Genomic DNA, 24,315 nt, shown 5'->3' on the forward strand with positions numbered 1-24,315 from the left:
GGCCCGGTCCGGGATCCGTCAGATCTTGCTGAGGACCTGGCCGAGCAGCGCGCCCATGCGGGTCGCCGAGTCGCGGCCGGCCTGGAGGACCTCTTCGTGGTTGAGCGGCTCGCCCGTCATGCCGGCGGCGAGGTTCGTCACCAGCGACAGGCCGAGCACCTCGGCGCCGGCCTCGCGGGCCGCGATGGCCTCCAGGACGGTGGACATGCCGACCAGGTCGGCGCCCAGCGTCCGGAGCATCTTGATCTCGGCCGGGGTCTCGTAGTGCGGGCCGGGGAGCTGGGCGTAGACGCCCTCCTCCAGGCTCGGGTCGATCTCCTTGCACAGCGCGCGCAGCCGCGGCGAGTACAGATCGGTGAGGTCGACGAAGTGGGCGCCGGCGATCGGGGAGGTGGCGGTCAGGTTCAGGTGGTCGCTGATCAGGACCGGCTGGCCGGGGCGCATGCCCGTGCGCAGGCCGCCGCACCCGTTGGTGAGCACGACGGTCTTGCAGCCGGCCGCGACGGCGGTGCGCACGCCGTGCGCGACCGCGGCGACACCGCGGCCCTCGTAGTAGTGCGTACGGCCCAGGAAGACCAGCGCCCGCTTCTCGCCCACCCGGTACGAGCGGATCGTGCCGCCGTGGCCGGCGACGGCCGGCGCCGGGAAGCCGGGCAGCTCGGTGACGGGGAATTCGTGCTCGGGCGCGCCCAGGGCCTCGGCGGCCGGTGCCCAGCCCGAGCCCATCACCAGGGCGACGTCATGGGTCTCGGCGCCGGTCAGCTCGCGCAGACGGGCGGCGGCGTCGGCGGCGGCACCCTGCGGGTCGCGCGCGATGTCCGGAGTAACAGATGCGTTCACGCGGACGAGGGTAGCCGGTATTCCCCTACGCGCGTAGATGTCGTTCCCCACGGTGCCGGGATCGTTGTCTTGTGGCTTGTACCGAACGCCGGCCCGGGCGTGTCGCACCGCCCCGCCGGCCGTGGGCCCCGGCCCTCAGCACGGACGTTTCCGCAGCTCCATCACATAGTCGTGCGGGGCGCCGGCGGATTCGGCGGCGTCGGCGATCTCGCCCAGGTAGCGGGCCGAGGGGAGGCCGCCCTCGTAGCCGTTGAGGACGTAGATCCAGGCCGTCTCGTCGCCGTCGAGGGTGTGCGCCCGCACCCGCATCCGGCGGTAGATCTCCATGCCGACGCCCTCCCAGCGGTCCATGGACTCCTCGTCCATGGGCGCGATGTCGTAGAGCGCGACGAACAGCTGGGAGGCCGGGTCCTCGACGACCGTCGCCAGTGCGCCTTCCCACCCCATCTGCTCGCCCCCGAACGTCAGCCGCCAGCCGTTGAGCCAGCCGGTGCCGCGCAGCGGCGAGTGCGGTGCGCGGCGGGACATCAGCCGCGCGTCGAGGTTGCCGGCGTAGGCGGCGTAGAGCGACATGGTTCCGAGGGTACGGGAGGTTGACCGCCGGGCCCGTGGTGCCGGGGGTTCGCGGCACCGGCCCGGGCGGCGCGCCCCGGTGCCGGTCAGGGCGGCGGTGCGCCCCCGGGCGTGAGCGACGCACAGGCGTGCGGGAGAATGGAGTACGTGACTCGGATCGTGATCATCGGTGGCGGACCCGGCGGATACGAAGCGGCCCTGGTGGCCGCCTCTCTCGGCGCGGAGGTGACCGTCGTCGACTGCGACGGTCTGGGCGGGGCGTCGGTGCTCACCGACTGCGTGCCGTCGAAGACTCTTATCGCCACGGCCGAGGTGATGACCACCTTCGACTCGTCGTATGAAGAGCTCGGCATCATCGTCGAGGACGACACCCCGTACGTGGACCGGCCCGCCCGGGTCGTCGGCGTCGACCTCGGCAAGGTCAACCGGCGGGTCAAGCGCCTCGCGCTCGCCCAGTCGCATGACATCACCGCGTCCGTGACCCGCGCCGGCGGCCGGGTCATGCGCGGCCGCGGGCGGCTGGAGCCGGGGCAGGCGCCGGACGGCTCCCGCAAGGTGACCGTCACCGCCGCCGACGGTTCCTCGGAGGGCCTGATCGCGGACGCGGTGCTGATCGCCACCGGCGCGCACCCCCGCGAGATCCCCGACGCGCTCCCCGACGGTGAGCGGATCCTGAACTGGACGCAGGTCTACGACCTCGACGAGCTGCCCGAAGAGCTGATCGTGGTCGGCTCCGGCGTCACCGGCGCCGAGTTCGCCGGCGCCTACCAGGCGCTCGGCTCCCGGGTCACCCTCGTCTCCTCCCGCGACCGCGTGCTGCCGGGCGAGGACCCGGACGCCGCCGCCGTGCTGGAGGACGTCTTCCGCCGCCGCGGCATGAACGTCATGGCGCGCTCGCGGGCCCAGTCCGCCAAGCGGGTCGGCGACCGGGTCGAGGTCACCCTCGCCGACGGCCGCACGATCTCCGGTACGCACTGCCTGATGGCGGTCGGCTCGATCCCCAACACCGAAGACATGGGCCTGGAGGCGGCCGGCGTCAAGCTCCGCGACTCCGGCCACGTCTGGACCGACAAGGTCTCCCGCACCACCGCCCCTGGCGTGTACGCGGCGGGTGACTGCACCGGCGTCTTCGCGCTGGCGTCGGTGGCCGCGATGCAGGGCCGGATCGCGATGTACCACTTCCTCGGCGACGCGGTCACGCCGCTGAACCTCAAGACGGTCTCCGCGAACGTCTTCACCGACCCGGAGATCGCCACCGTCGGCTACTCCCAGGCCGATGTCGACAGCGGCAGGATCGACGCCCGGGTCGTCAAGCTCCCGCTGCTGCGCAACCCGCGCGCCAAGATGCAGGGCATCCGCGACGGCTTCGTCAAGCTGTTCTGCCGCCCCGGCACCGGCATCGTGGTCGGCGGTGTGGTCGTCTCCCCGCGCGCCAGCGAGCTGATCCACCCGATCTCGATCGCGGTCGACAACAATCTGACCGTCGAGCAGATCGCCAGCGCCTTCACGGTCTACCCGTCGCTGTCCGGCTCGATCGCCGAGGTCGCGCGGCAGCTGCACACGCGCAAGGCGGGCGCGGAGTAACCCGCTGTGATCGCCGCGGCCCGCTCCGGACGGCGGGCGGGCGCGGCCGTCGATTGAAATGTTTGTGCCCCCGATGAGCGTGGGGGATGAAACGTCCCTGCACGGACCGGGCTCCGCGCCGTCCGGACCGCCGGCCGCCGCGGGGGCCGACAGGGCGGCTGACCAGGCGCCAAGCGGCTTTCGCCGGCCGGTGGTTCGGCGTCCGCACGACATATGCTGACCGCATACCACGTCACGCTCCGCGGTGTGCACAACTTCCGTTAATTGGTGCAACCTGCTGAAAACAGACGGTCGTTGGCGTTACTGTCAGTTTCGTGTTCGCTGCAGAACGTCGCCAATTGATCCTTGAAATGGTGCGCGCCAACGGAGCCGTATCGCTCCGGGAGCTCGCCCGCGTCGTCCAGACCTCTGAAGTAACCGTACGGCGGGACGTGCGGGCGCTGGAGGCAGAAGGACTCCTCGACCGCCGGCACGGCGGTGCGGTCCTGCCGGGAGGCTTTACCCGCGAATCCGGATTCCCACAGAAATCCCATCTGGCCACCGCGGAGAAGACGGCCATCGCCGATCTCGCCGCGGGCTTCGTCGAAGAGGGCGAGGCCATCGTGGTCGGGGCCGGGACCACCACCCAGGAGCTGGCCCGCCGGCTCGCCAGGGTCCCCGGCCTGACCGTCGTCACCAATTCCCTGCTCGTCGCCCAGGCGTTGGCTCATGCCAACCGTGTCGAGGTCGTGATGACCGGCGGCACCCTGCGCGGCTCCAACTACGCCCTGGTCGGCAGCGGTGCCGAGCAGTCCCTCCAGGGGCTGCGGGTCTCCCGCGCCTTCCTGTCGGGCAGCGGGCTGACCGCCGAGCGCGGGCTGTCCACCTCCAACATGCTCTCCGCCAGCGTCGACCGGGCGCTGGTGCAGGCGGCGGGGGAGGTGGTGGTGCTCGCCGACCACACCAAGCTCGGTGCCGACACGATGTTCCAGACCGTGCCGACGGATGTGATCACCCGCCTGGTGACCGACGAGCCGCCGGGCCATGACGACCGCGCCGCCACGGAGCTGCAGGCGCTGGCCGATCAGGGCGTGCAGATCGCCGTCGCCAACAGCTCGGGCGCCACCGGCCACGGGCCGGGGCAGCCGGGCATGGAAGGCGGTGCGGCGGAGCGCAGAGGCCCGCGGCGGGATGTCCCGCTGCCGGGGCAGCGCCGCAGCCACGGCCCGGGTGCCGCGGGCGGGGGGCCGCAGCTGCGCTCGGCCCCCTCGCTGTCCGAGGCCGCGGGCGGCCGGGTCGCCGATCTCGCGCCGCGGCGGCGCTGAGCACCGGAGCCGGGGGCGCGCCCGCCGGGCGCGCCGCACCGGCACCGTTCAGTGCCGCTCGCCCTTCAGCCCGCTGAGGGTGAGGGTCAGCAGCCGGTCGGCGAGCTGGGGGTCGTCCGGGGACTCCTCGACGGCCAGCGCGATGCCGTTGGTCAGCTGCATCAGATCGCCGATGCTCACATCGGGGCGTACGGCCCCGGCTTGCTGGGCGCGGGTCAGCAGCGCGTCGCCGGCCTCCCGCATCGGGACGCTGCACCGCGCCATTCCCGAGTTCTCGTCCGCCGAGGCCGTCATCAGCGCGCGGGACAGCCCGCGGTAGGTGCTGGCGTGGGTGATGATCGCGCGCAGCCAGGCGACCAGTGCGGCGCACGGCTGCGGGGCGTCGGCCAGCTCCCGGGCGTAGGTCAGCAGGGCGTCCACCTCGCCCTGGAAGACCGCGCCCATCAGGGCGGTCCGGTTGGGGAAGTGCCGGTAGAGCGTGCCGATGCCGACGCCGGCGCGGCGGGCGATGTCCTCCAGGGAGGTGTCCGTGCCGTGTGCGGTGAAGGCCGTGCGGGCCTCGGTCAGCAGCCGCTCGTAGTTGCGGCGCGCGTCGGCCCGCATGGGGCGTACGTCCTGCGCCCGCACCGCCGCGGACGCCGCCGGCCCCTGCGCCGTCTGCCGCTGCCCTGCCGTTTCGGTGGCCATCGCCGTCCTCCCTCGACCCGGCCGGTCGCGGCCCGGTGGCTCCAGGATGCCATTGCGCGGCCGGGGCCCCGGGGTGTTCCCGGCGAGCGGGGCCCGGGCGGGGGCGGGGGCTCCCGCGGCGGACGGTCCCGCGGGCCCGGCCGTGTCGTGCCGGGGGACGGTGCGTGAAGTTCCGGCGGCGCGCGGGCGTCGGGCGTCCGAACACCTCGCCCGGTCCGCAACGCCGCCCCTCCGCAGGCCATCAAACCAGGCGCAATGAGGTCTTCCGGGGTGTTCCGGAGGCCTGGGAACACGCCGTGGCAGGCCGCCGGGGGAGCGGGCCGCGGCGCGGACATCTGGGGATCGTGATGGGACTGACCAGCCGGTCGTTGGAGTACGCCGTGGCCGCGGCTGCCGTGGTCTGCGTGGGGCTGACCCTCTGGCTGTGGCCCCGGTTCGCCGGGCGCGGGGCGCGGCCGCTGCTGGGGCGGCTCGGGGTGATCGCCGGGACGCAGCTGGTCATCGTGGCGGCGCTCGGGCTCGCCGTGAACGCCAACTTCCAGTTCTACGCCTCCTGGCACGAGCTGCTCGGGCTCTACGACGACGCGCCCGCGGCCGTCGGCAAGTGGGGCGACGGGGGAGCGGCCGGGCCGGTCGGCGACCCGTCGAAGGGCCTGGTGCAGGCGTCCGGGCCGGACGGCCTGGACAAGGTGCACGGTCTGCCGAAGGGGGCGCCGGCGACGGCGGGCCGGGTGGAGTCGGTGCGGATCGTCGGCAAGCGGACCCGGGCGGTCGACCCGGCGTACGTGTATCTGCCGCCGCAGTACTTCCAGCCCCAGTACGCCCGGCAGCGCTTCCCCGTCGTCGTCGCGCTCAGCGGCTATCCGGGCGGCACCTTCCTGCTCGGCCAGCACCTGCGGCTGCCGCAGACCGCCGCCGGGCTGATCCGGGCCGGGCGGATGCAGCCGACGGTGATCGTGATGATGCGGCCGACCATCGCCCCGCCGCGCGACACCCAGTGCGTCGATGTGCCGGGCGGGCCGCAGGCCGAGACGTTCTTCGCCCGGGACGTGCCGGACGCGCTGCGATCGCGCTACCGGGTCGGCCACGACCCCGGCGGCTGGGGCGTCATGGGCTACTCCTCGGGCGGCAGCTGCGCCCTCCAGCTCGCCATGCGGCACGACCGCACGTACACCTCGGCGGCGGCGCTCTCGCCCGACTACAAGGTCAGCGACGACCCCACGACCGGCGATCTCTTCGGCGGCGGCCGGGACCGGGTGCGGCGCCGCGAGGAGCACGATCTGATGTGGCGGCTGCGGCGGCTGCCCGCGCCCCGGGTGGACGTCCTGATCGGCACCAGCCGCAGCGGGGAGAAGAACTACCCGGCGGCCAGGGCGTTTCTGGCGGCCGTGAAGCCGCCGATGACGGCGGACTCCGTGGTGCTCGCCCACGGCAGCCACAACTTCGCCACCTGGCGGCAGGAGCTGCCCGCGGCGCTGGAGTGGATGAGCCGCTCGCTGACGTTCCCGGAGGACGTCGTGGGGAACTCCTAGCCGCCCCCGGGGCGGGGGCCCCGAACATGCGGGAGGGGCTCCCGGCGGATGTGCCGGGAGCCCCTCACGCGGAGCCGGATGACGTGGTGTCAGTCCTTGATCTCGCAGATGACGGCGCCGGAGGTGAGGGCGGCGCCGACCTCGGCGGTCAGGCCCTTGATCGTGCCGGAGCGGTGCGCGTTGAGCGGCTGCTCCATCTTCATGGCTTCGAGCACGACGACCAGTTCGCCCTCGGTGACCTGCTGGCCCTCCTCGACGGCGACCTTGACGATGGTGCCCTGCATCGGGGAGGCGAGCGCGTCGCCGGAGGCGGCGGAGCCGGACTTCTTGGCGGCCTTGCGCTTGGGCTTGGCGCCACCGGCGACCGCGGCGCGGGCCAGCGGCATGCCCAGCGAGGACGGCAGCGAGACCTCCAGGCGCTTGCCGCCGACCTCGACGACGACCGTCTCGCGGGTGTCCGCCTCGGCCTCGTCGGCGCCGGGTGCGGTGAACGGCGCGATCTCGTTGACGAACTCGGTCTCGATCCAGCGGGTGTGGACCGTGAACGGGTCGGCGGAGCCGGTGAGTTCGGGGGCGAAGGCCGGGTCGGTGACCACGACGCGGTGGAACGGGATGGCGGTGGCCATGCCCTCGACGGTGAACTCCGCCAGCGCGCGGGAGGCGCGCTGCAGCGCCTGCGCACGGGTGGCGCCGGTGATGACCAGCTTGGCCAGCAGGGAGTCCCAGGCGGGGCCGATGACCGAGCCGGACTCGACGCCCGCGTCCAGCCGGACGCCGGGGCCGGCCGGCGCCTCGAACGTGGTGACGGTGCCGGGGGCGGGCAGGAAGCCGCGGCCCGGGTCCTCGCCGTTGATGCGGAACTCGAAGGAGTGGCCGCGCACCGCCGGGTCGCCGTAGCCGAGCTCCTCGCCGTCGGCGATGCGGAACATCTCGCGGACCAGGTCGAGGCCGGTGACCTCCTCGGTGACCGGGTGCTCGACCTGAAGGCGGGTGTTGACCTCCAGGAAGGAGATCGTGCCGTCCTGGCCGACGAGGAATTCGCAGGTGCCGGCGCCCTCGTAGCCGGCCTCCTTGAGGATGGCCTTGGAGGCGCGGTACAGCTCGGCGTTCTGCTCGTCGCTCAGGAACGGCGCCGGGGCCTCCTCGACGAGCTTCTGGTGGCGGCGCTGCAGCGAGCAGTCACGGGTGGAGACCACGACGACGTTGCCGTGCTTGTCGGCCAGGCACTGGGTCTCGACGTGCCGCGGGCGGTCGAGGTAGCGCTCGACGAAGCACTCGCCGCGGCCGAAGGCGGCGACGGCCTCGCGGACCGCGGAGTCGTACAGCTCGGGGACCTCGTCGAGGGTGCGGGCGACCTTCAGGCCGCGGCCGCCGCCGCCGAAGGCCGCCTTGATCGCGATGGGCAGGCCGTGCTCCTTGGCGAAGGCGACGACCTCCTCGGCACCGGAGACGGGGTCGGGGGTGCCGGCGACCAGGGGGGCGCCGGCGCGCTGCGCGATGTGACGGGCGGCGACCTTGTCGCCGAGGTCGCGGATGGCGTGGGGCGGCGGGCCGATCCAGGTCAGTCCGGCGTCGAGGACGGCCTGGGCGAACTCGGCGTTCTCCGACAGGAAGCCGTAGCCCGGGTGGATGGCGTCGGCGCCGGAATCGGCGGCGGCGGCCAGGACCTTGGCGATGTCCAGGTAGCTGGTGGCAGGAGTGTCACCGCCCAAGGCGTACGCCTCGTCGGCCGCGCGGACGTGCAGGGCGTCCCGGTCGGGGTCGGCGTAGACGGCTACGCTGCCGATCCCCGCGTCCCGGCATGCACGGGCAACGCGAACAGCGATTTCGCCACGGTTGGCGATGAGCACCTTGCGCACGATGGGTCCTTCCTTGGCGCTTCGCCGTAACTTATGGATGCGGCGATTTTAGGGACTGGCGACACCGCGTGCCGACCCGTTCCCTGGGGTGAGCTTGCCCACACGGAGTGTGCTCGGGGCGCCAGTGAGGAACCTAAGTCCCCTGGTATCCCAGGGTAGGCCCGGATTCCCGGGGTTCGACTCGAGGCCCGGTGTGGCTTAGGTCTCGCGCCGGTGACGTCCTGCGGATCGTCAATTCTTTGTGGAGTCCCTACGAATGGGCGAAGGAATCTTTGCGGTCGGCTCCGTCCCGTGGCGTGCCGCGCGGCGCGGCGCCCGCCGCGGCCCGTATCCGCCCGCGCAGAACCCTTGCCCCAGGCATTACCCATTAGTAGCGTGCCCGATGTCTTCTGTACTTGCGGTAACGGCGGAACACGCGGTAACCGGCGCCCACCCGGGCGACCGGGCTCGGTGCACGGCGGAAGTGGGTGGGCGGGGTGACGGTGGCCCGAAGGCCGGTGGCGTTGGCCGCGGCGGTGGTCCTGGTCCTGGAGGCGTGCGGGATCGTGCTGCTCAACTGGATCCTGAGCATCGTCGTGGACCGGCAGCAGATGTCGCTGGCCGGGCTCCAGCCGCGGGCGATGTCCGCCGGGTCCTGGATCGGCGGCGGCGTCTTCGGCCTCTACCTGCTGTTCTGTGCGGTGGTCCTGGTGCGCGGCGCGCTGCGGGACCGGGCGCCGGGCGGCTTCGCCCGCATCTGCCTCATCAGCTGCGCCGTGGTGCACGGCGTCCTGGGCGCGCTCGCCGTCGGCCTGGCCGGCTGGGTCGCGTTCCTCGCGATGATGGTGGTGCTGGGGCTGCTGGTGCTGACGCTGCTGGCGTACGGGGAGGGCCGTACGGGGGACGCGCGGGGAAACGCGGAAAACCCCCCGAACGGCGTACCGCCGGCCGCGCCCACGTCCGCCTGAGCGAGGCCGAGTTGCTGCGGTACTCCCCCCCGGCGGGGGCTCAGCGCTCCCCGGCGCTCTTCTTCACCGGGGCGTGCTCGCGCAGGACGTCCATGAAGGCGCGCATCCAGTCCGGATGGTCGTTCCAGGCGCGGGCGGAGACGACCTTGCCGTCCACCACGGCCGAGTCGTCGACGAAGGTCCCGCCGCCCATCTCCACGTCCGGCGCGCAGGCGGGATAGGCCGCGGTCCGGCGGCCCTTGAGGAGGCCGAGCGGGGCCAGGGTGATCGCCGCGTGGCAGATGTGGGCGACGGGCTTGTCGGCGTCGAAGAAGTGGCTCACCAGGCGGCGGTAGTCGGGGTCGTTGCGCAGGTACTCGGGGGCCCGGCCGCCGGGCAGCACCAGCGCCGCGTACTCGGCCGGATCGACGTCGGCCAGGGCGAGGTCGGCGGGCCAGGAGTGCCCCTCGCGCTCGACGTAGGTGTCGAAGTTGTCGACGAAGTCATGGACGACGAACTGCAGCTTCTTGCGCGTCGGGGCGGCGATGCGGGGCTCGTACCCCTCCTCCAGCAGCCGCTGGTAGGGGTAGAAGAACTCCAGGTCCTCGGTGGCGTCGCCGGCGATGATGAGAATCTTGGGCATGCTGCGCGCTCCTCGCGATGGCGTCGATCGGGGCGATCGAGTCGTTCCGGATCAATCGGTTCCCCAGTCGGTGACCCGGAATGCGTCGCCGACCGCCACCTTTCCGGTCCGCAGCACGGCGAACTTCGCGCCGAACGACACCCCGCCCCCGGGCTCCCGCCGGTAGGTGGCGAGCGTGCGCAGCGGTTCGGGGCCCGCCTTGGTCCCGGTGTCCTGGTCGACGAGGGCGACGGCGCAGCGGATGGCGAGCTTGGTGAAGCCGAGCGCGCAGTCGCCGGCGGTCAGGCGCCGCGCGCGGTCCTCGGTGCCCGGCTCGGGCCAGCCGTCGACGACGAGGTTGGGCCGGAAGCGGCTCATCGGGACCGCTCGCCGCCCGGCCGCGCTGATACGGGCGTTGAGGTCGTCGAGGGTGGCGCGGGAGACGAGGTGCACGGCGCTGCTGTCGGCGAAGCCGGACGTGCCGGGGGTGAGGCCGTCGGTCACCCGGTTGTGCTCCGGGGGGACGCGCACCAGGCGGCTGGGCGCACCGAGCACCTCGGAGAGCCAGTCGGCGGCGTCGGCGCCCTGGTCGACCGCGCGGTAGGGCGTGCCGAACATCTCGACCGCCGCCCGCGCCGGCCCCGCGCCGGGGTCGATGTCGCACCGGAGGGGCTCGACCCCCGGCGCCGACAGGGTGAGCTGCGTCCCGCCGGCGCCGACCTCGGGCCGGATCACCGCCAGCCGGGGGTCCCTGCGCTGGCTGCGGAACACGCCGTCGGTCCCGACGACCATGAAGCTGCGGTCGTGCCGGAGGCCGGCGGGGGTGAGTTCGGCCTCGGAGGCCGGGATGCCGGCGCAGCCCTTGACGGGGTAGCTGATCAGTTCGACCACGGTCGCCATGCGGGCAGCCTAGGCCGGTCGTCAGGGCGCTCGCGGCGGTTCGGGGCGGATACCGCGGGAGGTGTGCGGATCTGGCGTGATCGGCCCGGATCCGTGCCGGATCAGGCCATGCCGGGGCACTCCCTGTGGGCGCTCGGGGGTGCCCCAAAGGTCCCGTCAGGTCCAGAGCTGGGTGATCGCCACGTCCAGGTCCGCGAGCAGCCGGCGCAGCAGCGGCAGGGACAGGCCGATGACATTGCCCGGGTCGCCGTCGATGCCGTCGATGAAGGGGGCGGAGCGGCCGTCGAGGGTGAAGGCGCCGGCGACGTGCAGCGGTTCGCCGCTCGCGACGTAGGCGGTGATCTCCTCGTCGGTCGGCTCGCCGAAGCGGACGGTGGTCGAGGCGGTGGCGGACACCCGGCGGCCGGTCGCGGTGTCGATGACGCAGTGGCCGGTCCGCAGGACGCCGGAGCGGCCGCGCATGGACTTCCAGCGGGCGGTGGCGTCCTCGGCGTCGGCGGGCTTGCCCAGCGCCTGCCCGTCCAGCTCCAGCACCGAGTCGCAGCCGACGACCAGCGCGCCGTGGATCTCCGGGCGGGCGGCGACGACGTCCGCCTTCGCCTCGGCGAGGACGCGGGCCAGCTCGCGGGGCGTCGGGGCGCTCAGCGCGTCCTCGTCGACCCCGCTGACGACGACCTCGGGCGCCAGCCCGGCCTGCCGCAGCAGGGCCAGCCGGGCGGGGGACTGGGAGGCGAGGACGAGGCGGCGGGGGCGGGGCTCTTCGGTCATGTGCGCCATCGTACGGAGCCCCGCCGCGGCGGGTGGTGCCCGGACTACTTGTTGAGCACCGCTTCCATCACGGACTTGGCGATCGGCCCGCCCAGCTTGCCGCCGGCGATCTCCGAGCGGGGGATGTCCATGTCCTTGGGGTCGACGAAGACGGCGACCGCGACCGGCGAGGTGCCGTCGCTCTGCTTGGCGTAGGAGACGAACCAGGCGTACGGGCGCTCGTCGTTGACGTTCGCGCCGTGCTGGGCGGTGCCGGTCTTGCCGCCGACGGTCACGCCGTCGATCTTGGCCTTGGAGGCGGTGCCGTCCGAGACGGTGTACTCCATCATCTCCTGCACCTTCTTCGCGGTGTCGGCGGAGACGGCCTGGGACATCTCCTTGGGCTCCAGCTTCTCCAGCGTCGACAGGTCGGGGCCGCGGACCTCGTCGACGACGTGCGGCATCATCAGCTTCCCGTCGTTGGCGAGGGCGGCGGCGACCATCGCCATCTGCATCGGGGTGCTGGTGAGGCTGCCCTGGCCCATGCCGGTGAGGGCGGTCTGCGGCTTGTCGAGCTTGGTGGGGTAGAGGCTCTTGCTGGCCAGCATGTCGCCGAAGTCCTTGTCGTAGACATCGGAGTTGAAACCGAACTTCTCGGCGGTCTCGCGCATCTTGTCCTTGCCGACCTTCAGCGCGGTGTCGAGGAAGACGTTGTTGCACGACCACTGCATGCCGGTCTTCAGCGAGGCCTTGTCGCAGGGCGCACCGGCCACGTCGTTGCCGACCTTGGTCGAGCTGAGCGGCAGGGTGTAGGGGGTGGGGGCGCCGGTGGGGGCGTTGATGTCGCTGATCACGCCGTGCTCCAGAGCCGCCGCGGCGGTGAGAATCTTGAAGGTGGAGCCGGGGGCGTAGGTCTCGCGCAGCGCCCGGTTGTTCATCGGCTTGCTCTTGTCGTCCTCCAGCGCCTTGAACTTCTTGCCGTCGGCGCTGGAGATCCCGGCGAAGACCGAGGGGTCGTAGGAGGGGGTGGAGGCCATCGCGAGGACCTTGCCGTTGCGCGGGTCGAGCGCGACCACCGCGCCCTTGGCGTTGAGGTCGGTCAGCCCCTTGTACGCGGCCTTCTGCGCCTTGGGGTCGATGGTGGTGAGCACATCGCCGCCGCGCGGCTTCTCGCCGGTCAGGATGGACTTGGCCTGCTTGAGGGCGAGCCGGTCGTCCTTGCCGCTGAGCACCTTCTTGTAGATGCCCTCCAGGAACGTCGAGCCCATGGCCTGCGAGGAGAACCCGGTGATCGGCGCGTACATCGGGCCGTCCTTGTAGGTCCGCTTGTACTTGAAGTCGCCGGCGGTCGCCACGGAGCCGGTGATCGGCTTGCCGCCGACGATGATGTTGCCGCGCGGGTAGGAGAATTCCTCGATCTTGACGCGGCGGTTGTGGGGGTCGCTGGCCAGGTCGTCGGCCTGCACGAACTGGACCCAGGTGGCCCGGACCAGCAGGGCCAGCACCAGTACCCCGCAGAAGACGGCTATGTGCCGCAACGGCCTGTTCATCGCTCTTCCACTCCCGTTCGGCTGCCGGCCCGGCGAACAACGGGGCCCGATATGCGCCCTCGGGAGGGAAAGAGTGGATTTCAGGGGCAATGGTTGCCGGCGGAGGCTGTGACCGTTACCTCTCCGCGGACGGGAACACCGGCCGCGCGCGGGCCGGACCGGCTATCCCCGCATGATCAGGACCATCACCACGATCGCGGCGACGGCCAGCACGATGCCCATCCGGTGGAGCCTGGCCTGCATGTCGCGCAGCTCCTCCGGAGGCTCATCGGGCGGATCGGACCACAGCATGTATCGATCCTGTGCCCGGAGCACGGGTGGCGCCTGAGTACGCGTACTCAGGCGCCACCCGCAGGAAGGACTAGACGGGTGCATCATGCACCGATCTGACCGGTCCGCCGGACCGGGCGGCCCGCCCGGCTCACCCGGCCGGTCACCGCCCGCGCCGCCGGCTCAGTGCGGCCAGTAGCTCGTCCGCCAGGCCCGCGGGCCCGGGTGCGGCATCCGCGACCGGGCCGGAACCGTGGACGCGGGGTCGGACCACTCGGTGCCGCGGTCCTTCCCGCCGGGCGCGGCGGCCGCGGCCGCCGCCGCGCGGGCCTGCACCACCGCCAGTGCGGCGGCCAGCTCCTCGGGTGTGGGATTGCCCCGTACGACCTTGATCATGGAGAACGGCTCCCTTCGCCGGTCGTGCTGGTCCTGCTTGTTCTGCCGGTCAGAGCGGGATGTTGCCGTGCTTCTTCGGCGGCAGCGCCTCGCGCTTGTTGCGCAGCGTGCGCAGTCCGCGGACGATGTGCCGGCGCGTCTCGGACGGCATGATCACCGCGTCGACGTAGCCGCGCTCGGCCGCCACGTACGGGTTGAGCAGGGCGTCCTCGTACTCCTGGATCAGCTCCTGGCGCCGCTCGTCCTGGGCCGACGGGTCCTCGATCGCGGCCAGCGTGCGGCGGTGCAGGATGTTGACCGCGCCCTGCGCGCCCATGACGGCGATCTGCGCGGTCGGCCAGGCCAGGTTGAGGTCCGCGCCCAGGTGCTTGGAGCCCATGACGTCGTAGGCGCCGCCGAACGCCTTGCGGGTGATGACCGTGATCAGCGGGACGGTGGCCTCGGCGTACGCGTAGATCAGCTTGGCGCCGCGCCGGATGATGCCGTCCCACTCCTGGTCGGTGCCGGGCAGGAAGCCGGGCACGTCCACGAAGGTGATCACCGGGACGTTGAACGCGTCGCAGGTCCGCACGAACCGCGCGGCCTTTTCCGACGCCTTGATGTCCAAGATGCCCGCGAACTGCATGGGCTGGTTGGCCACCACGCCCACCGCATGGCCCTCGACCCGCCCGAAGCCGGTCAGGATGTTCGGCGCGAACAGTGCCTGGGTCTCCAGGAATTCGTGGTCGTCCAGCACATGCTCGATCGCGGTGTGCATGTCGTACGGCTGATTGGCCGAATCCGGGATCAGCGCGTCCAGCTCGCGGTCGGTGTCCGAGGTCTCCAGGTCCGCCTCCTCCGGGAAGGCCGGCGCCTCGGAGAGGTTGTTGGACGGCAGGTAGGACAGCAGGCCCTTGATGTACTCGATCGCGTCCTTCTCGTCACCCGCCATGTGGTGCGCCACGCCGGAGGTGGTGTTGTGCGTGCGGGCGCCGCCCAGCTCCTCGAAGCCGACGTCCTCGCCGGTGACCGTCTTGATGACGTCGGGACCGGTGATGAACATGTGCGAGGTCTGATCGACCATGACGGTGAAGTCGGTGATGGCGGGGGAGTAGACCGCGCCGCCCGCACACGGCCCGACGATCAGGCTGATCTGCGGGATCACACCGGAGGCGTGGGTGTTGCGGCGGAAGATCTCGCCGTACATGCCCAGCGAGGCCACACCCTCCTGGATGCGCGCGCCACCGGAGTCGTTGATGCCGATGACCGGGCAGCCGGTCTTGAGCGCGAAGTCCATCACCTTGACGATCTTCTCGCCGTAGACCTCGCCCAGCGCCCCGCCGAAGACCGTGAAGTCCTGGGAGAAGACGGCCACCGGGCGGCCGTCGACCGTGCCGTAGCCGGACACCACGCCGTCACCGTAGGGACGGGTCTGCTCCAGCCCGAAATTGGTCGACCGGTGCCGCGCGAACTCGTCCAGCTCGACGAAGGAGCCCTCGTCCAGCAGCAGATCGATGCGCTCACGCGCCGTCAACTTCCCCTTGGCGTGCTGCTTTTCCACCGCACGGGCGGAACCGGCGTGCGTGGCCTCTTCGACCCGCCGCTTCAGATCCGCCAATTTGCCCGCGGTGGTGTGGATGTGTGCTTCCGGCTCGGACATCGGGATGCGGCTCCTGCTCGTCCTGGACTGGTGCTCGTGCTGAGGGTGGTATGCGTTGGGCTACTGATTCGTAGCGTATCGGCGGGACTGCTCAGCGGCACTGCGTCGTTGACCACACCTAGGCTGGTCCCATGACGCCTCAACCACCGGAAAACCGGGACAAAGATGCCGGTCGCTGGAGCGATCTGGGCCGCCCCCCGCTGAACGCCGCGGCGCTGCGCCGGGCCCTGGTGCGCCCCGGCTCGCTGTGGACCTCCCTGGACGTCGTGCCCGCCACCGGCTCCACCAACACCGACCTGGCCCAGCGTGCGGCGCGGGGCGAGGCCGCCGAGGGCGCCGTCCTGGTGGCCGAGGAGCAGTCCGCCGGCCGCGGCCGCCTCGACCGCGCCTGGTCGGCGCCCGCCCGCTCCGGCCTCTTCTTCTCCGTCTACCTCACGCCCCGCGTCCCCGTGGAGCGCTGGGGCTGGCTGCCGCTGCTCGCCGGGGTCGCCACCGCCACCGCGGTCTCCAAGGTGGCCGGCATCGACACGGCACTCAAGTGGCCCAACGACCTCCTGGTGACGTCCGCCGGAGCGGCCGCCGGGCCCGCGGGGGAGCGCAAGGCGGGCGGCATCCTCGCCGAGCGGGCCGGGGACGGCGTCGTCGTCGGCACCGGCCTCAACGTCTCCCTCACCGCCGAGGAACTCCCGGTGCCCACGGCCGGCTCGCTGGCCCTGGCCGGTGCCGTCAGCACCGACCGCGACCCGCTGCTGCGTGCCGTCCTTCGGTCGCTGGAGGAGTGGTACGGCGCCTGGCAGGACGCCGGCGGCGACCCCGCCGCCAGCCGCCTCCAGGAGGCCTACGCCGCCGGCTGCGCCACCCTGGGCCGTTCGGTGCGCGCCGAGCTCCCCGGGGGCGACGACCTCACCGGCGAGGCCGTGGCCATCGACGGCGACGGGCGCCTGGTGCTGGCCACCGCGAACGGCGTACAGCGCCCGGTCGGGGCCGGGGACATCGTTCATCTGCGTCCCGCGCCGCCGGCCGGGACCGCGGACGGTGCCGGTCAGCAGGGCTGAGCGGGCCGGCGGCACCGCGTCCGCCGGCCGGGCCCGGGCCCTGGTCTTCCGTGGTCAGGGCCGACATGTGAGAGTGAGCCAGAGCACACCTGCCGTATCGTTGAGGCGGTCCGCCAGGGAGCGGACCACCGGCGAGCAGTGATCGGAAGGGCAGTGCGCAGGGATCGGACAGGGAGCGGCCGGTGACCGCCGACGACTCGGGCGCCACCCCGCGCGACGTGGACACCGGGGACGACGCCGTGCCGGGCGCCCCCGACGACGGCTCCGCGGGCGACTCCGCCCGCGGGGGCGGCGGTGCGGGCGACGCTCCCGCCGACGGCTCCGCACCGGCCGGCACCGACCCGGCGCGCGCCGCCTCCGAGGGGGCCCCCGCGGCCCGCGAGGCGGACGACGAGAACACCATCGCCATCCGCCTCGAACAGCTCATCCTCGGCGCCGACCGCCGCTACACCCCGTTCCAGGCGGCCCGCGGCGCCGGTGTCTCGATGGATCTGGCGGCCCGCTTCTGGCGGGCCATGGGTTTCGCCGACATCGGCCAGGTCAAGGCGCTGACCGAGGCCGATGTGCTGGCCCTGCGCCGCCTCGCCGGCCTCGTCGAGGCGGGCCTGCTGAGCGAGGCCATGGCCATCCAGGTCGCCCGGTCCACGGGCCAGACCACCGCCCGACTGGCCGACTGGCAGATCGACTCCTTCCTGGAGGGCCTCACCGAGCCCCAGGACTCCGGCCTGACCCGTACCGAGATCACCTACCCGCTGGTCGAGCTGCTGCTGCCCGAGCTGGAGGAGTTCCTCGTCTACGTCTGGCGGCGCCAGCTCGCCGCCGCCACCGGCCGGGTGGTGCGGGCCCAGGACGACGCCGAGATGGTCGACCGCCGGCTCGCCGTGGGCTTCGCCGACCTGGTGGGCTTCACCCGCCTGACCCGCCGCCTGGAGGAGGAGGAACTCGGCGAGCTGGTGGAGGCGTTCGAGACCACCTGCTCCGACCTGGTGGCCGCGCACGGCGGCCGGCTCATCAAGACCCTCGGTGACGAGGTGCTCTTCTCCGCCGACGACGCCGGGGTCGCCGCCGAGATCGGCCTGCGGCTGATCGAGACGATGACCCACGACGAGACGATGCCGGAGCTGCGCGTCGGCATCGCCTTCGGCACCGTCACGACCCGGATGGGCGACGTCTTCGGCACGACCGTGAATCTCGCGAGCCGGCTGACCTCGATAGCGCCGAAGGACACCGTGCTGGTGGACGAGGCGTTCGCCGAGGAACTGGGGCGGATAGGCGAGGCGCCGGTCTCCGAGGCGGAGGCGGCGGCCGCGGAGAAGGCCGCCGAGGAGGGCACCGGCAGCCCGCCCCCGCCCTACCGCTTCGCGCTCCAGCCGATGTGGCAGCGGCCGGTGCGCGGGCTGGGCGTCGTCGAACCCTGGCTGCTGAGCCGCCGCGACTGACCGGGGCGCCGCCCGCCCGGGCCGTGCGGGGTCCGTCCGCCCGTGACGAAGCCTCCCGCCCCCTCCTGTGCCCCGGGGCGCGTACCTGACATGATCCCAGCGTCAGGTCAACGACCGTTAACAGGGAGGGCTGCATGTCACAGCGACGGTTCGGCGCGGACGGCTGGGTGGCCATCGAGCGCCATGACCACGTGGCGGAACTGATCATGGACCGCCCGAAGGCCATGAACGCCGTGTCGACGGCGATGGCCGACAGCCTGGCGCAGGCCTGCGAGGAGCTGGCGGCGGACCGCACGGTCCGGGCGGTGGTCCTCACCTCCACCCACGAGCGGGCGTTCTGCGTCGGCGCGGACCTCAAGGAGCGCAACTCCCTCACCGACGCGGAGCTGATGCGGCAGCGCCCGCGCACCCGCGCCGCCTACACGGGCGTGCTGGAACTGCCGATGCCCACCATCGCCGCGGTGCACGGCTTCGCGCTCGGCGGCGGCTACGAGCTGGCGCTGGCCTGCGATCTGATCGTGGCCGACGGGACGGCGACGGTCGGCCTGCCGGAGGTGTCGGTGGGCGTCATCCCCGGGGGCGGCGGCACCCAGCTGCTGCCGCGCCGGGTGGGCGCGGCGCGGGCGGCCGAGCTGGTCTTCACCGCGCGGCGGGTGCCGGCGGCCGAGGCCGCGGAGCTGGGCCTGGTCGACCAGCTGACCGAGGACGGGCGCGACCGCGCCGAGGCGCTGGAGCTGGCGGCCCGGATCGCCCGGAACTCGCCGCTGGGGCTGCGCGCCGCCAAGCGCGCGATGCGGCTGGGGCACGGCCTGGACCTGCGGACCGGCCTGGACCTGGAGGACGGCGCCTGGCGCAGCGTGGCCTTCTCCGGGGACCGGACGGAGGGCGTGGCGGCCTTCAACGAGAAGCGCGCGCCGCAGTGGCCCGGGGAGTGACCCGGGACCGCACCGCCCCTGGTGACGCACCGTAAGACCTGTCCGCAAGGCCTCACCGATTGCTCATCCGTCCCGTCCGACCAGGGCGGACGGGACGGCGTACGGGTGTCGATCGCGCACCGGAAGGGGCGGAAGGGGTTAAACATTCCTACGCTGAGGTACAGAGCGTGCTCACGGTGACGGAATGCGAGGATCCGGTGACGGGCGACGGCGATGCGAGGCTGCGGGCCGTGGTGGGGCTGGCGCAGGCGATGGCGGCCGCGCACACACCGCGCGAATCGGCGCACGCCGCGGCCCGCGGCGTGTGCCGGGCCCTGGGCGGCTCCTTCGCGGCGATCTCGAAATGGGAGCGCGAGCTGGGCAAGCTGCGGGTGCTGGTCAACACCGGCGAACTCGCCGAGGGCGAGGAGGAGTTCCCGGACGACGAGAGCTACCCCGTCCACGAGTTCCCGGAGATCGCCGGTTTCGTGCACGAGCAGTGGGCGGGCGGCGGTGAGTCCAGCGCCTGGGTGGAGACCGCCGGCGCCCTCCCGGTGGCCGTGGTGGCGCCCGGGGAGCCGGGCGGCGGCCGGGGCAACGCCCAGCGGGTGGCCGCGCTGCGCCGCCGGGGCCGCGGCTGCTGTGTGGTCGCGCCGATCGTGCTGCACGGGCGGGCCTGGGGCGAGCTGTATGTCGCGCGGCGCACCGGCGAGCCGGTCTTCGGCCGGGCGGACGCCGACTTCGCCGGGGTGCTCGCGGCCGTGACGGCCGCCGGGATCGCCCAGACCGAGCGGCTGGCGGAGGCGCGCCGGCTGGCGTTCACCGACTCCCTGACCGGGCTGGCCAACCGCCGCGCCGTCGACATGCGGCTGGACGAGGCGCTGGAGCTGCACCGCAGGGACGGCGTGGCGGTCAGCCTGGTGGTGTGCGATCTGAACGGGCTGAAGCGGGTCAACGACTCCCGCGGCCACGCGGTCGGCGACCGGCTGCTGGAGCGCTTCGGCTCGGTGCTCTCGCTGTGCGGCGCCATGCTGCCGGGCACCCTCGCCGCCCGGCTCGGCGGCGACGAATTCTGTCTGCTGGCGGTGGGCGCGCCGGCCGACGAGGTGGTCAAGGTGGCCGGTGAACTGTGCGACCGGGCGGGGGAGCTGGACCTCGGGGAGGGCGTCGCCGTCGGGGTCGCCTCGACCGGCGACCCGATCGGTGAGGTGCGCAGCGCCCGGCGGCTCTTCCGGCTCGCGGACGCCGCGCAGTACAAGGCCAAGGCGGCGCGGTCCGGCGAGCCGGTGGTCGCCGGGCGGCACGGCGGCACCGACGACCCGGTGGTCCGGCTCGCGGACGCCCCCGACCGGCGCCCGGGGCCGGAGCGCCGGCGCTTCCGGAGGTGAGGCGGCGCGCTCCCGGCGGCCTCCGGGCCGGCGTGCACGCCCGGTAAGGGGTGATCCCGAAATCCGGTGGTGACATCTGACGATTCAGTCTCTAGGGTGCCTGAATATGGATATGCACACTGTGGTGCTGGGGACGTCCGGCACGACCGCACAGGACGTCATCGCGGTGGCCCGCGGCGCGGCCCGGATCGAGCTGTCCGAGGAGGCCCTCGCGGCCGTCGCCGCCTCCCGCGCCTTCATCGACGAACTCGCCGCCAAGCCCGACCCCGTCTACGGCGTCTCCACCGGCTTCGGGGCCCTGGCCGTCCGGCACATCAGCCCCGAGCTGCGGGCCCAGCTCCAGCGCAACATCGTGCGCTCGCACGCGGCCGGCATGGGCCCGCGGGTCGAGCGCGAGGTCGTCCGCGCCCTGATGTTCCTGCGGCTGAAGACGCTGGCCTCCGGGCGCACCGGCGTCCGCCCGCTGGTCGTCGAGACGATGGCGGCCATACTCAACGCGGGCATCACGCCCGTCGTGCACGAGTACGGCTCGCTCGGCTGCTCCGGCGACCTGGCCCCGCTGTCGCACTGCGCGCTGACGCTGCTGGGCGAGGGCGACGCGGAGGGCCCCGACGGCGTGGTCCGCCCGGCCGGCGAACTGCTGGCCGCGCACGGCATCGAGCCCGTCGCGCTGCGCGAGAAGGAGGGCCTGGCGCTCCTCAACGGCACCGACGGCATGCTCGGCATGCTCGTGATGGCCTGCGCCGACCTCGCGCGGCTGTTCACCTCCGCGGACATCACCGCGGCGCTGTCCCTGGAGGCCCTGCTCGGCACGGACAAGGTCCTCGCGCCCGAGCTGCACGCCATCCGCCCGCACCCCGGGCAGGCGGCCGCCGCGGCCAACATGGCCAAGGTGCTGGACGGTTCGGGCTTCACCGGCCACCACCAGGACGACGCCCCGCGCGTCCAGGACGCCTACTCCATCCGCTGCGCCCCGCAGGTCGCCGGCGCCGGCCGGGACACCCTCGACCACGCCCGGCTGGTCGCCGACCGCGAACTGGCCGCCGCCGTCGACAACCCCGTCGTCCTCCCGGACGGCCGGGTGGAGTCCAACGGCAACTTCCACGGCGCGCCGGTCGCCTACGTCCTGGACTTCCTGGCCATCGCCGCGGCCGACCTCGGCTCGATCGCCGAGCGCCGCACCGACCGCCTGCTGGACAAGAACCGCTCGCACGGGCTGCCCGCGTTCCTGGCCGGCGACCCGGGCGTCGACTCCGGCCTGATGATCGCCCAGTACACCCAGGCCGCCCTGGTCAGCGAGTTGAAGCGGCTGGCCGCGCCGGCCTCGGTGGACTCCATCCCGTCCTCCGCCATGCAGGAGGACCATGTCTCGATGGGCTGGTCGGCGGCGCGCAAGCTGCGCACCGCGGTCGACAACCTGACCCGGATCGTCGCCGTCGAGCTGTACGCGGCGACCCGCGCCGTCGAGATGCGCGAGGGCCTGGTCCCGGCCCCGGCCACCCGCGCCGTGCTGGACGCGGTGCGCGCCGCGGGTGTCCAGGGGCCCGGCGAGGACCGCTTCCTGGCGCCGGACCTGGCGGCCGCGTACGCGTTCGTGCAGGAGGGGAAGCTGGTGGCGGCCGTGGAGTCGGTCACCGGCCCGCTGGCGTAACGGGCGGGCGGGCGCCGGTCTCAGAGGCTCCCGTCGCGGGTGCGGCGGACGGAGTAGCTGACCAGGCCGGCGCCGAGCGCGAGGCAGGCGGTGCCGCCGATCACGTACGGCGTGGTGTCCGGGCTGCCGGTGTCGGCGAGGAAGTGCGGTGCGGGGGCGGCCGCTGCGCCGTCGTGCGCGGTGGTCGTCGCGGACCGGTCGCCCGCGTCGCGGGTCTGCTCCACGGCCCGGTCGGCCAACTGGCGCCCGGCCGGTGCCACCGCCGCCCGCGGGGCCGCAGCTGCCACTCCGTCATGTTCCGCGGTGGCATTGGCGGACGGTACGAACCACAGGGCGAACAGTACCGATCCCGCGGCCGCGGCGGTCAGCAGTGGTCGTCGTGCCGTCACGGATGCGATCCCCCTTGTGGGTCGGCGAATTGGCCGTTGACCTCAGATGTTAATGACAGCCGCGGGTCGTGGGGAAGTCGGGACCGGTCCATGCCTAACCTCCGTGCTATGAGCAAAGGCGAGACATCACGTTTTGTGCGGCTTCATGTCGAACTGATCATGGAGGTCACCGACACCGACCGGCTGACCGGCGCCGCCGTCGACCACATCGGCAAGGACCCCTCGCTCCCCGACGAGGAGCGCCGGCAGTCCCTGGAGGCTGTCAAGGAGGACCCGGCGGACGCGCTGGCCCATCTGATCGACCCGTTCGACCTGGTCACCGGGGTGCCGGGCACCGAACTCGCGCAGGCCTCCTGGAGCAGTGAGGAGCTGACCGACTACGACCCGGACGCCGAGTGGGACGCGGCGGAGTGGGACCTGGCCGACGACGCCGACGGGGAGGGCTGACCGGCACCTCTCCCGCGCCGCGCCCCCTCCCGTCGGCGCGCCCCCCAACGACCACCACGGCCCCCGTACGGCACCCGCCGCACGGGGGCCGGCTAGTCCGGAGCGCCCCGATTTCCTGCCGTGATCACCTTCTGACCGGCATCGGGGCGATACGTGTCCTACCCCACACTTTGTGGAGGCATGGAACCCGGGAAACGGAAAAGGCGTTCCCCTGGCGTCGGCCGGAATGCCTGCGACCAGACAGGCCTGCGTGCAGTGGGCAGCTCGCTCGGGGAAACGTGCGAAACCGGTAGCAATGGAGATGCGTGTGATGACGTACAGCAAGCGACGAAAGCGCCTCATAGCCAGCGCCGCGCTGCTGGGGGGCGCACTCACGCTTGCGGCGTGCGGCGGCAGCAATGCGGCCCAGCAGGGCACCGGCGGCGGTGACGCCACCCGTCACGAGAACACCCGGCAGGTGGACGAGGCGGCCGCGAAGGACGCCTCCGTCGCCAAGATCAAGATCTCCCCGGAGGACGGGGCGACCGACGCCGGCATCAACGACGACGCCGCGGTCACGGTCAGCAACAGCAAGCTCACCGAGGTGACCATGACCTCGGCCGACGACAAGCAGACCGTCAGCGGCACGCTCGCGGCCGACGGCAGCTCCTGGAAGCCGGACCGCCCGCTGAACCGCGCGACGAAGTACAAGGTCACCGCGCACGCCGTGGACTCCCAGGGCCGCAAGGCCGTGGAGAACTCCTCCTTCACCACCGTCTCCCCGGCCAACAGCTTCATCGGGAACTTCACGCCCGAGGACGGCTCGACCGTCGGCGTCGGCATGCCGGTGTCGGTCAACTTCGACAAGCCGGTCACGAACAAGGCCGCCGTCCAGTCCGCGATCAAGGTCTCCGACGACAGCGGCCAGCCGGTCGTCGGCCACTGGTTCAGCGACAAGCGGCTGGACTTCCGCCCCCAGCAGTACTGGAAGCCGGGCACCGCGGTCACCATGCGCCTGGGCCTGGACGGCGTCGAGGCCTCGCCGGGCGTCACCGGCATCCAGAACAAGACCGTCGGCTTCCGGGTCGGCCACTCGCAGGTCAGCACCGTCGACACCAAGACGCACGAGATGACGGTGGTGCGCGACGGCCGCACGATCAAGACCCTGCCGATCTCGGCCGGCAGCGACGACCATCCGACCTACAACGGCCAGATGGTCATCTCCGAGCGGTTCAAGCAGACCCGGATGGACGGCTCGACCGTCGGCTTCAAGAAGAAGAACGGCAAGGGCGAGTACGACATCCCCGATGTGCCGCACGCCCAGCGCCTGTCCTCGTCCGGCACCTTCATCCACGGCAACTACTGGGGCAAGGGCGTCTTCGGCCAGACCAACACCAGCCACGGCTGCATCGGCCTCGAGGACGCCAAGGGCGCCAAGGACGACACCACCGACGGCGCGTGGTTCTTCGACCACTCGCAGACCGGCGATGTCGTCAAGGTGATCAACTCCCCGGACCGGACCGTCACCCCGGACAACGGCCTCAACGGCTGGAACATGGACTGGTCGCAGTGGGTGGCCGGCAGCGCGGTCCAGTGACCCCGCGGCCCCACGGCGGGTAGCCCG

23 protein-coding genes are annotated in these 24,315 nt (G+C 72.7%); 11 read left to right on the forward strand and 12 right to left on the reverse strand.

The annotated features are described in order from the left end of the window. Positions 1 to 18: 18 nt before the first annotated feature. Together IEY78_RS09655 and IEY78_RS09660 are read right to left on the reverse strand one after the other, a co-directional pair. A complete protein-coding gene (locus IEY78_RS09655) occupies positions 19 to 840 on the reverse strand; it encodes a purine-nucleoside phosphorylase (protein ID WP_189097215.1) in 822 nt (273 codons plus the stop codon). Between the two features lie 135 nt (positions 841 to 975). After that, complete coding sequence (locus IEY78_RS09660; protein ID WP_189097216.1) at positions 976 to 1,413, reverse strand: gamma-glutamylcyclotransferase family protein; 438 nt, start codon at positions 1,411 to 1,413, stop codon at positions 976 to 978. 138 nt (positions 1,414 to 1,551) lie between these two features. Between IEY78_RS09660 and IEY78_RS09665 the strand changes: the two genes are divergently transcribed. Continuing rightward, on the forward strand, positions 1,552 to 2,997 hold the full coding sequence (locus tag IEY78_RS09665) for an NAD(P)H-quinone dehydrogenase (protein ID WP_189097217.1): 1,446 nt from the start codon (positions 1,552 to 1,554) through the stop codon (positions 2,995 to 2,997). A 350-nt stretch (positions 2,998 to 3,347) separates the two neighbouring features. Next, positions 3,348 to 4,301: a DeoR/GlpR family DNA-binding transcription regulator gene (locus IEY78_RS09670; RefSeq protein ID WP_229699840.1), complete on the forward strand. Its 954-nt coding sequence runs from the start codon at positions 3,348 to 3,350 to the stop codon at positions 4,299 to 4,301. A gap of 48 nt (positions 4,302 to 4,349) precedes the next feature. Here the strand turns inward: IEY78_RS09670 and IEY78_RS09675 are convergent, their stop codons facing one another. Beyond that, entirely contained in the window at positions 4,350 to 4,988 is a 639-nt protein-coding gene (locus tag IEY78_RS09675) for a TetR/AcrR family transcriptional regulator (RefSeq protein ID WP_373294103.1), read from the reverse strand. A 347-nt stretch (positions 4,989 to 5,335) separates the two neighbouring features. Here IEY78_RS09675 and IEY78_RS09680 point away from each other — a divergent pair, with 347 nt between their 5' ends. Continuing rightward, the gene (locus tag IEY78_RS09680) at positions 5,336 to 6,520 is read left to right on the forward strand and encodes an alpha/beta hydrolase (RefSeq protein ID WP_189097219.1); all 1,185 of its coding nucleotides are present in this window, start codon (positions 5,336 to 5,338) and stop codon (positions 6,518 to 6,520) included. Positions 6,521 to 6,609: 89 nt separating this feature from the next. On the opposite strand, the gene IEY78_RS09685 is transcribed toward IEY78_RS09680, so the two are convergent. Continuing rightward, a complete protein-coding gene (locus IEY78_RS09685) occupies positions 6,610 to 8,379 on the reverse strand; it encodes an acetyl/propionyl/methylcrotonyl-CoA carboxylase subunit alpha (RefSeq protein ID WP_189097220.1) in 1,770 nt (589 codons plus the stop codon). Positions 8,380 to 8,846: 467 nt separating this feature from the next. Between IEY78_RS09685 and IEY78_RS09690 the strand changes: the two genes are divergently transcribed. After that, the gene (locus IEY78_RS09690) at positions 8,847 to 9,326 is read left to right on the forward strand and encodes a hypothetical protein (RefSeq protein ID WP_189097221.1); all 480 of its coding nucleotides are present in this window, start codon (positions 8,847 to 8,849) and stop codon (positions 9,324 to 9,326) included. Positions 9,327 to 9,366: 40 nt separating this feature from the next. Here IEY78_RS09690 and IEY78_RS09695 read toward each other — a convergent pair whose 3' ends face one another. The 7 genes from IEY78_RS09695 to IEY78_RS09720 all read right to left on the reverse strand — a co-directional run bounded on the left by IEY78_RS09695 (position 9,367) and on the right by IEY78_RS09720 (position 15,429). Beyond that, complete coding sequence (locus IEY78_RS09695; protein ID WP_189097222.1) at positions 9,367 to 9,948, reverse strand: DJ-1/PfpI family protein; 582 nt, start codon at positions 9,946 to 9,948, stop codon at positions 9,367 to 9,369. Between the two features lie 51 nt (positions 9,949 to 9,999). Continuing rightward, positions 10,000 to 10,827, reverse strand: coding sequence for an MOSC domain-containing protein (locus IEY78_RS09700; RefSeq protein WP_189097223.1), 828 nt, complete (start codon positions 10,825 to 10,827; stop codon positions 10,000 to 10,002). A gap of 156 nt (positions 10,828 to 10,983) precedes the next feature. Beyond that, positions 10,984 to 11,595 (reverse strand): Maf family protein, encoded by a 612-nt coding sequence (locus tag IEY78_RS09705; protein ID WP_189097224.1) that lies wholly within the window; start codon positions 11,593 to 11,595, stop codon positions 10,984 to 10,986. Between the two features lie 44 nt (positions 11,596 to 11,639). Further along, a complete protein-coding gene (locus tag IEY78_RS09710; protein WP_189097225.1) occupies positions 11,640 to 13,124 on the reverse strand; it encodes a peptidoglycan D,D-transpeptidase FtsI family protein in 1,485 nt (494 codons plus the stop codon). A 162-nt stretch (positions 13,125 to 13,286) separates the two neighbouring features. After that, on the reverse strand, positions 13,287 to 13,415 hold the full coding sequence (gene mmpB, locus IEY78_RS34805) for a morphogenic membrane protein MmpB (protein WP_268240261.1): 129 nt from the start codon (positions 13,413 to 13,415) through the stop codon (positions 13,287 to 13,289). 162 nt (positions 13,416 to 13,577) lie between these two features. Then, positions 13,578 to 13,790: an acyl-CoA carboxylase epsilon subunit gene (locus IEY78_RS09715; protein ID WP_189097226.1), complete on the reverse strand. Its 213-nt coding sequence runs from the start codon at positions 13,788 to 13,790 to the stop codon at positions 13,578 to 13,580. Between the two features lie 49 nt (positions 13,791 to 13,839). Further along, on the reverse strand, positions 13,840 to 15,429 hold the full coding sequence (locus IEY78_RS09720) for an acyl-CoA carboxylase subunit beta (RefSeq protein ID WP_189097227.1): 1,590 nt from the start codon (positions 15,427 to 15,429) through the stop codon (positions 13,840 to 13,842). 131 nt (positions 15,430 to 15,560) lie between these two features. Here IEY78_RS09720 and IEY78_RS09725 point away from each other — a divergent pair, with 131 nt between their 5' ends. The 5 genes from IEY78_RS09725 to hutH all read left to right on the forward strand — a co-directional run bounded on the left by IEY78_RS09725 (position 15,561) and on the right by hutH (position 21,876). Then, positions 15,561 to 16,484, forward strand: coding sequence for a biotin--[acetyl-CoA-carboxylase] ligase (locus tag IEY78_RS09725; protein WP_189097228.1), 924 nt, complete (start codon positions 15,561 to 15,563; stop codon positions 16,482 to 16,484). Positions 16,485 to 16,666: 182 nt separating this feature from the next. Continuing rightward, complete coding sequence (locus IEY78_RS09730) at positions 16,667 to 17,923, forward strand: adenylate/guanylate cyclase domain-containing protein (RefSeq protein WP_189097229.1); 1,257 nt, start codon at positions 16,667 to 16,669, stop codon at positions 17,921 to 17,923. A gap of 134 nt (positions 17,924 to 18,057) precedes the next feature. After that, the gene (locus tag IEY78_RS09735; protein WP_189097230.1) at positions 18,058 to 18,858 is read left to right on the forward strand and encodes an enoyl-CoA hydratase/isomerase family protein; all 801 of its coding nucleotides are present in this window, start codon (positions 18,058 to 18,060) and stop codon (positions 18,856 to 18,858) included. A 251-nt stretch (positions 18,859 to 19,109) separates the two neighbouring features. Then, complete coding sequence (locus IEY78_RS09740) at positions 19,110 to 20,225, forward strand: GGDEF domain-containing protein (RefSeq protein WP_189097377.1); 1,116 nt, start codon at positions 19,110 to 19,112, stop codon at positions 20,223 to 20,225. A gap of 106 nt (positions 20,226 to 20,331) precedes the next feature. Beyond that, positions 20,332 to 21,876: a histidine ammonia-lyase gene (gene hutH, locus IEY78_RS09745; RefSeq protein ID WP_189097231.1), complete on the forward strand. Its 1,545-nt coding sequence runs from the start codon at positions 20,332 to 20,334 to the stop codon at positions 21,874 to 21,876. Positions 21,877 to 21,896: 20 nt separating this feature from the next. Here hutH and IEY78_RS09750 read toward each other — a convergent pair whose 3' ends face one another. Continuing rightward, positions 21,897 to 22,265, reverse strand: coding sequence for a hypothetical protein (locus tag IEY78_RS09750; RefSeq protein ID WP_189097232.1), 369 nt, complete (start codon positions 22,263 to 22,265; stop codon positions 21,897 to 21,899). Between the two features lie 108 nt (positions 22,266 to 22,373). Here IEY78_RS09750 and IEY78_RS09755 point away from each other — a divergent pair, with 108 nt between their 5' ends. Both IEY78_RS09755 and IEY78_RS09760 read left to right on the forward strand, forming a co-directional pair. Next, positions 22,374 to 22,712, forward strand: a complete 339-nt coding sequence (locus IEY78_RS09755) for a hypothetical protein (RefSeq protein WP_229699820.1) — start codon at positions 22,374 to 22,376, stop codon at positions 22,710 to 22,712. Positions 22,713 to 23,022: 310 nt separating this feature from the next. Further along, positions 23,023 to 24,288 carry a L,D-transpeptidase gene (locus IEY78_RS09760; RefSeq protein WP_229699821.1) on the forward strand — a complete coding sequence of 422 codons (1,266 nt, stop codon included), beginning with the start codon at positions 23,023 to 23,025 and terminating at the stop codon, positions 24,286 to 24,288. Positions 24,289 to 24,315 lie beyond the last annotated feature (27 nt).

Source organism: Streptomyces kronopolitis (genome assembly GCF_014646275.1).
GTDB classification, from domain to species: domain Bacteria; phylum Actinomycetota; class Actinomycetes; order Streptomycetales; family Streptomycetaceae; genus Streptomyces; species Streptomyces kronopolitis.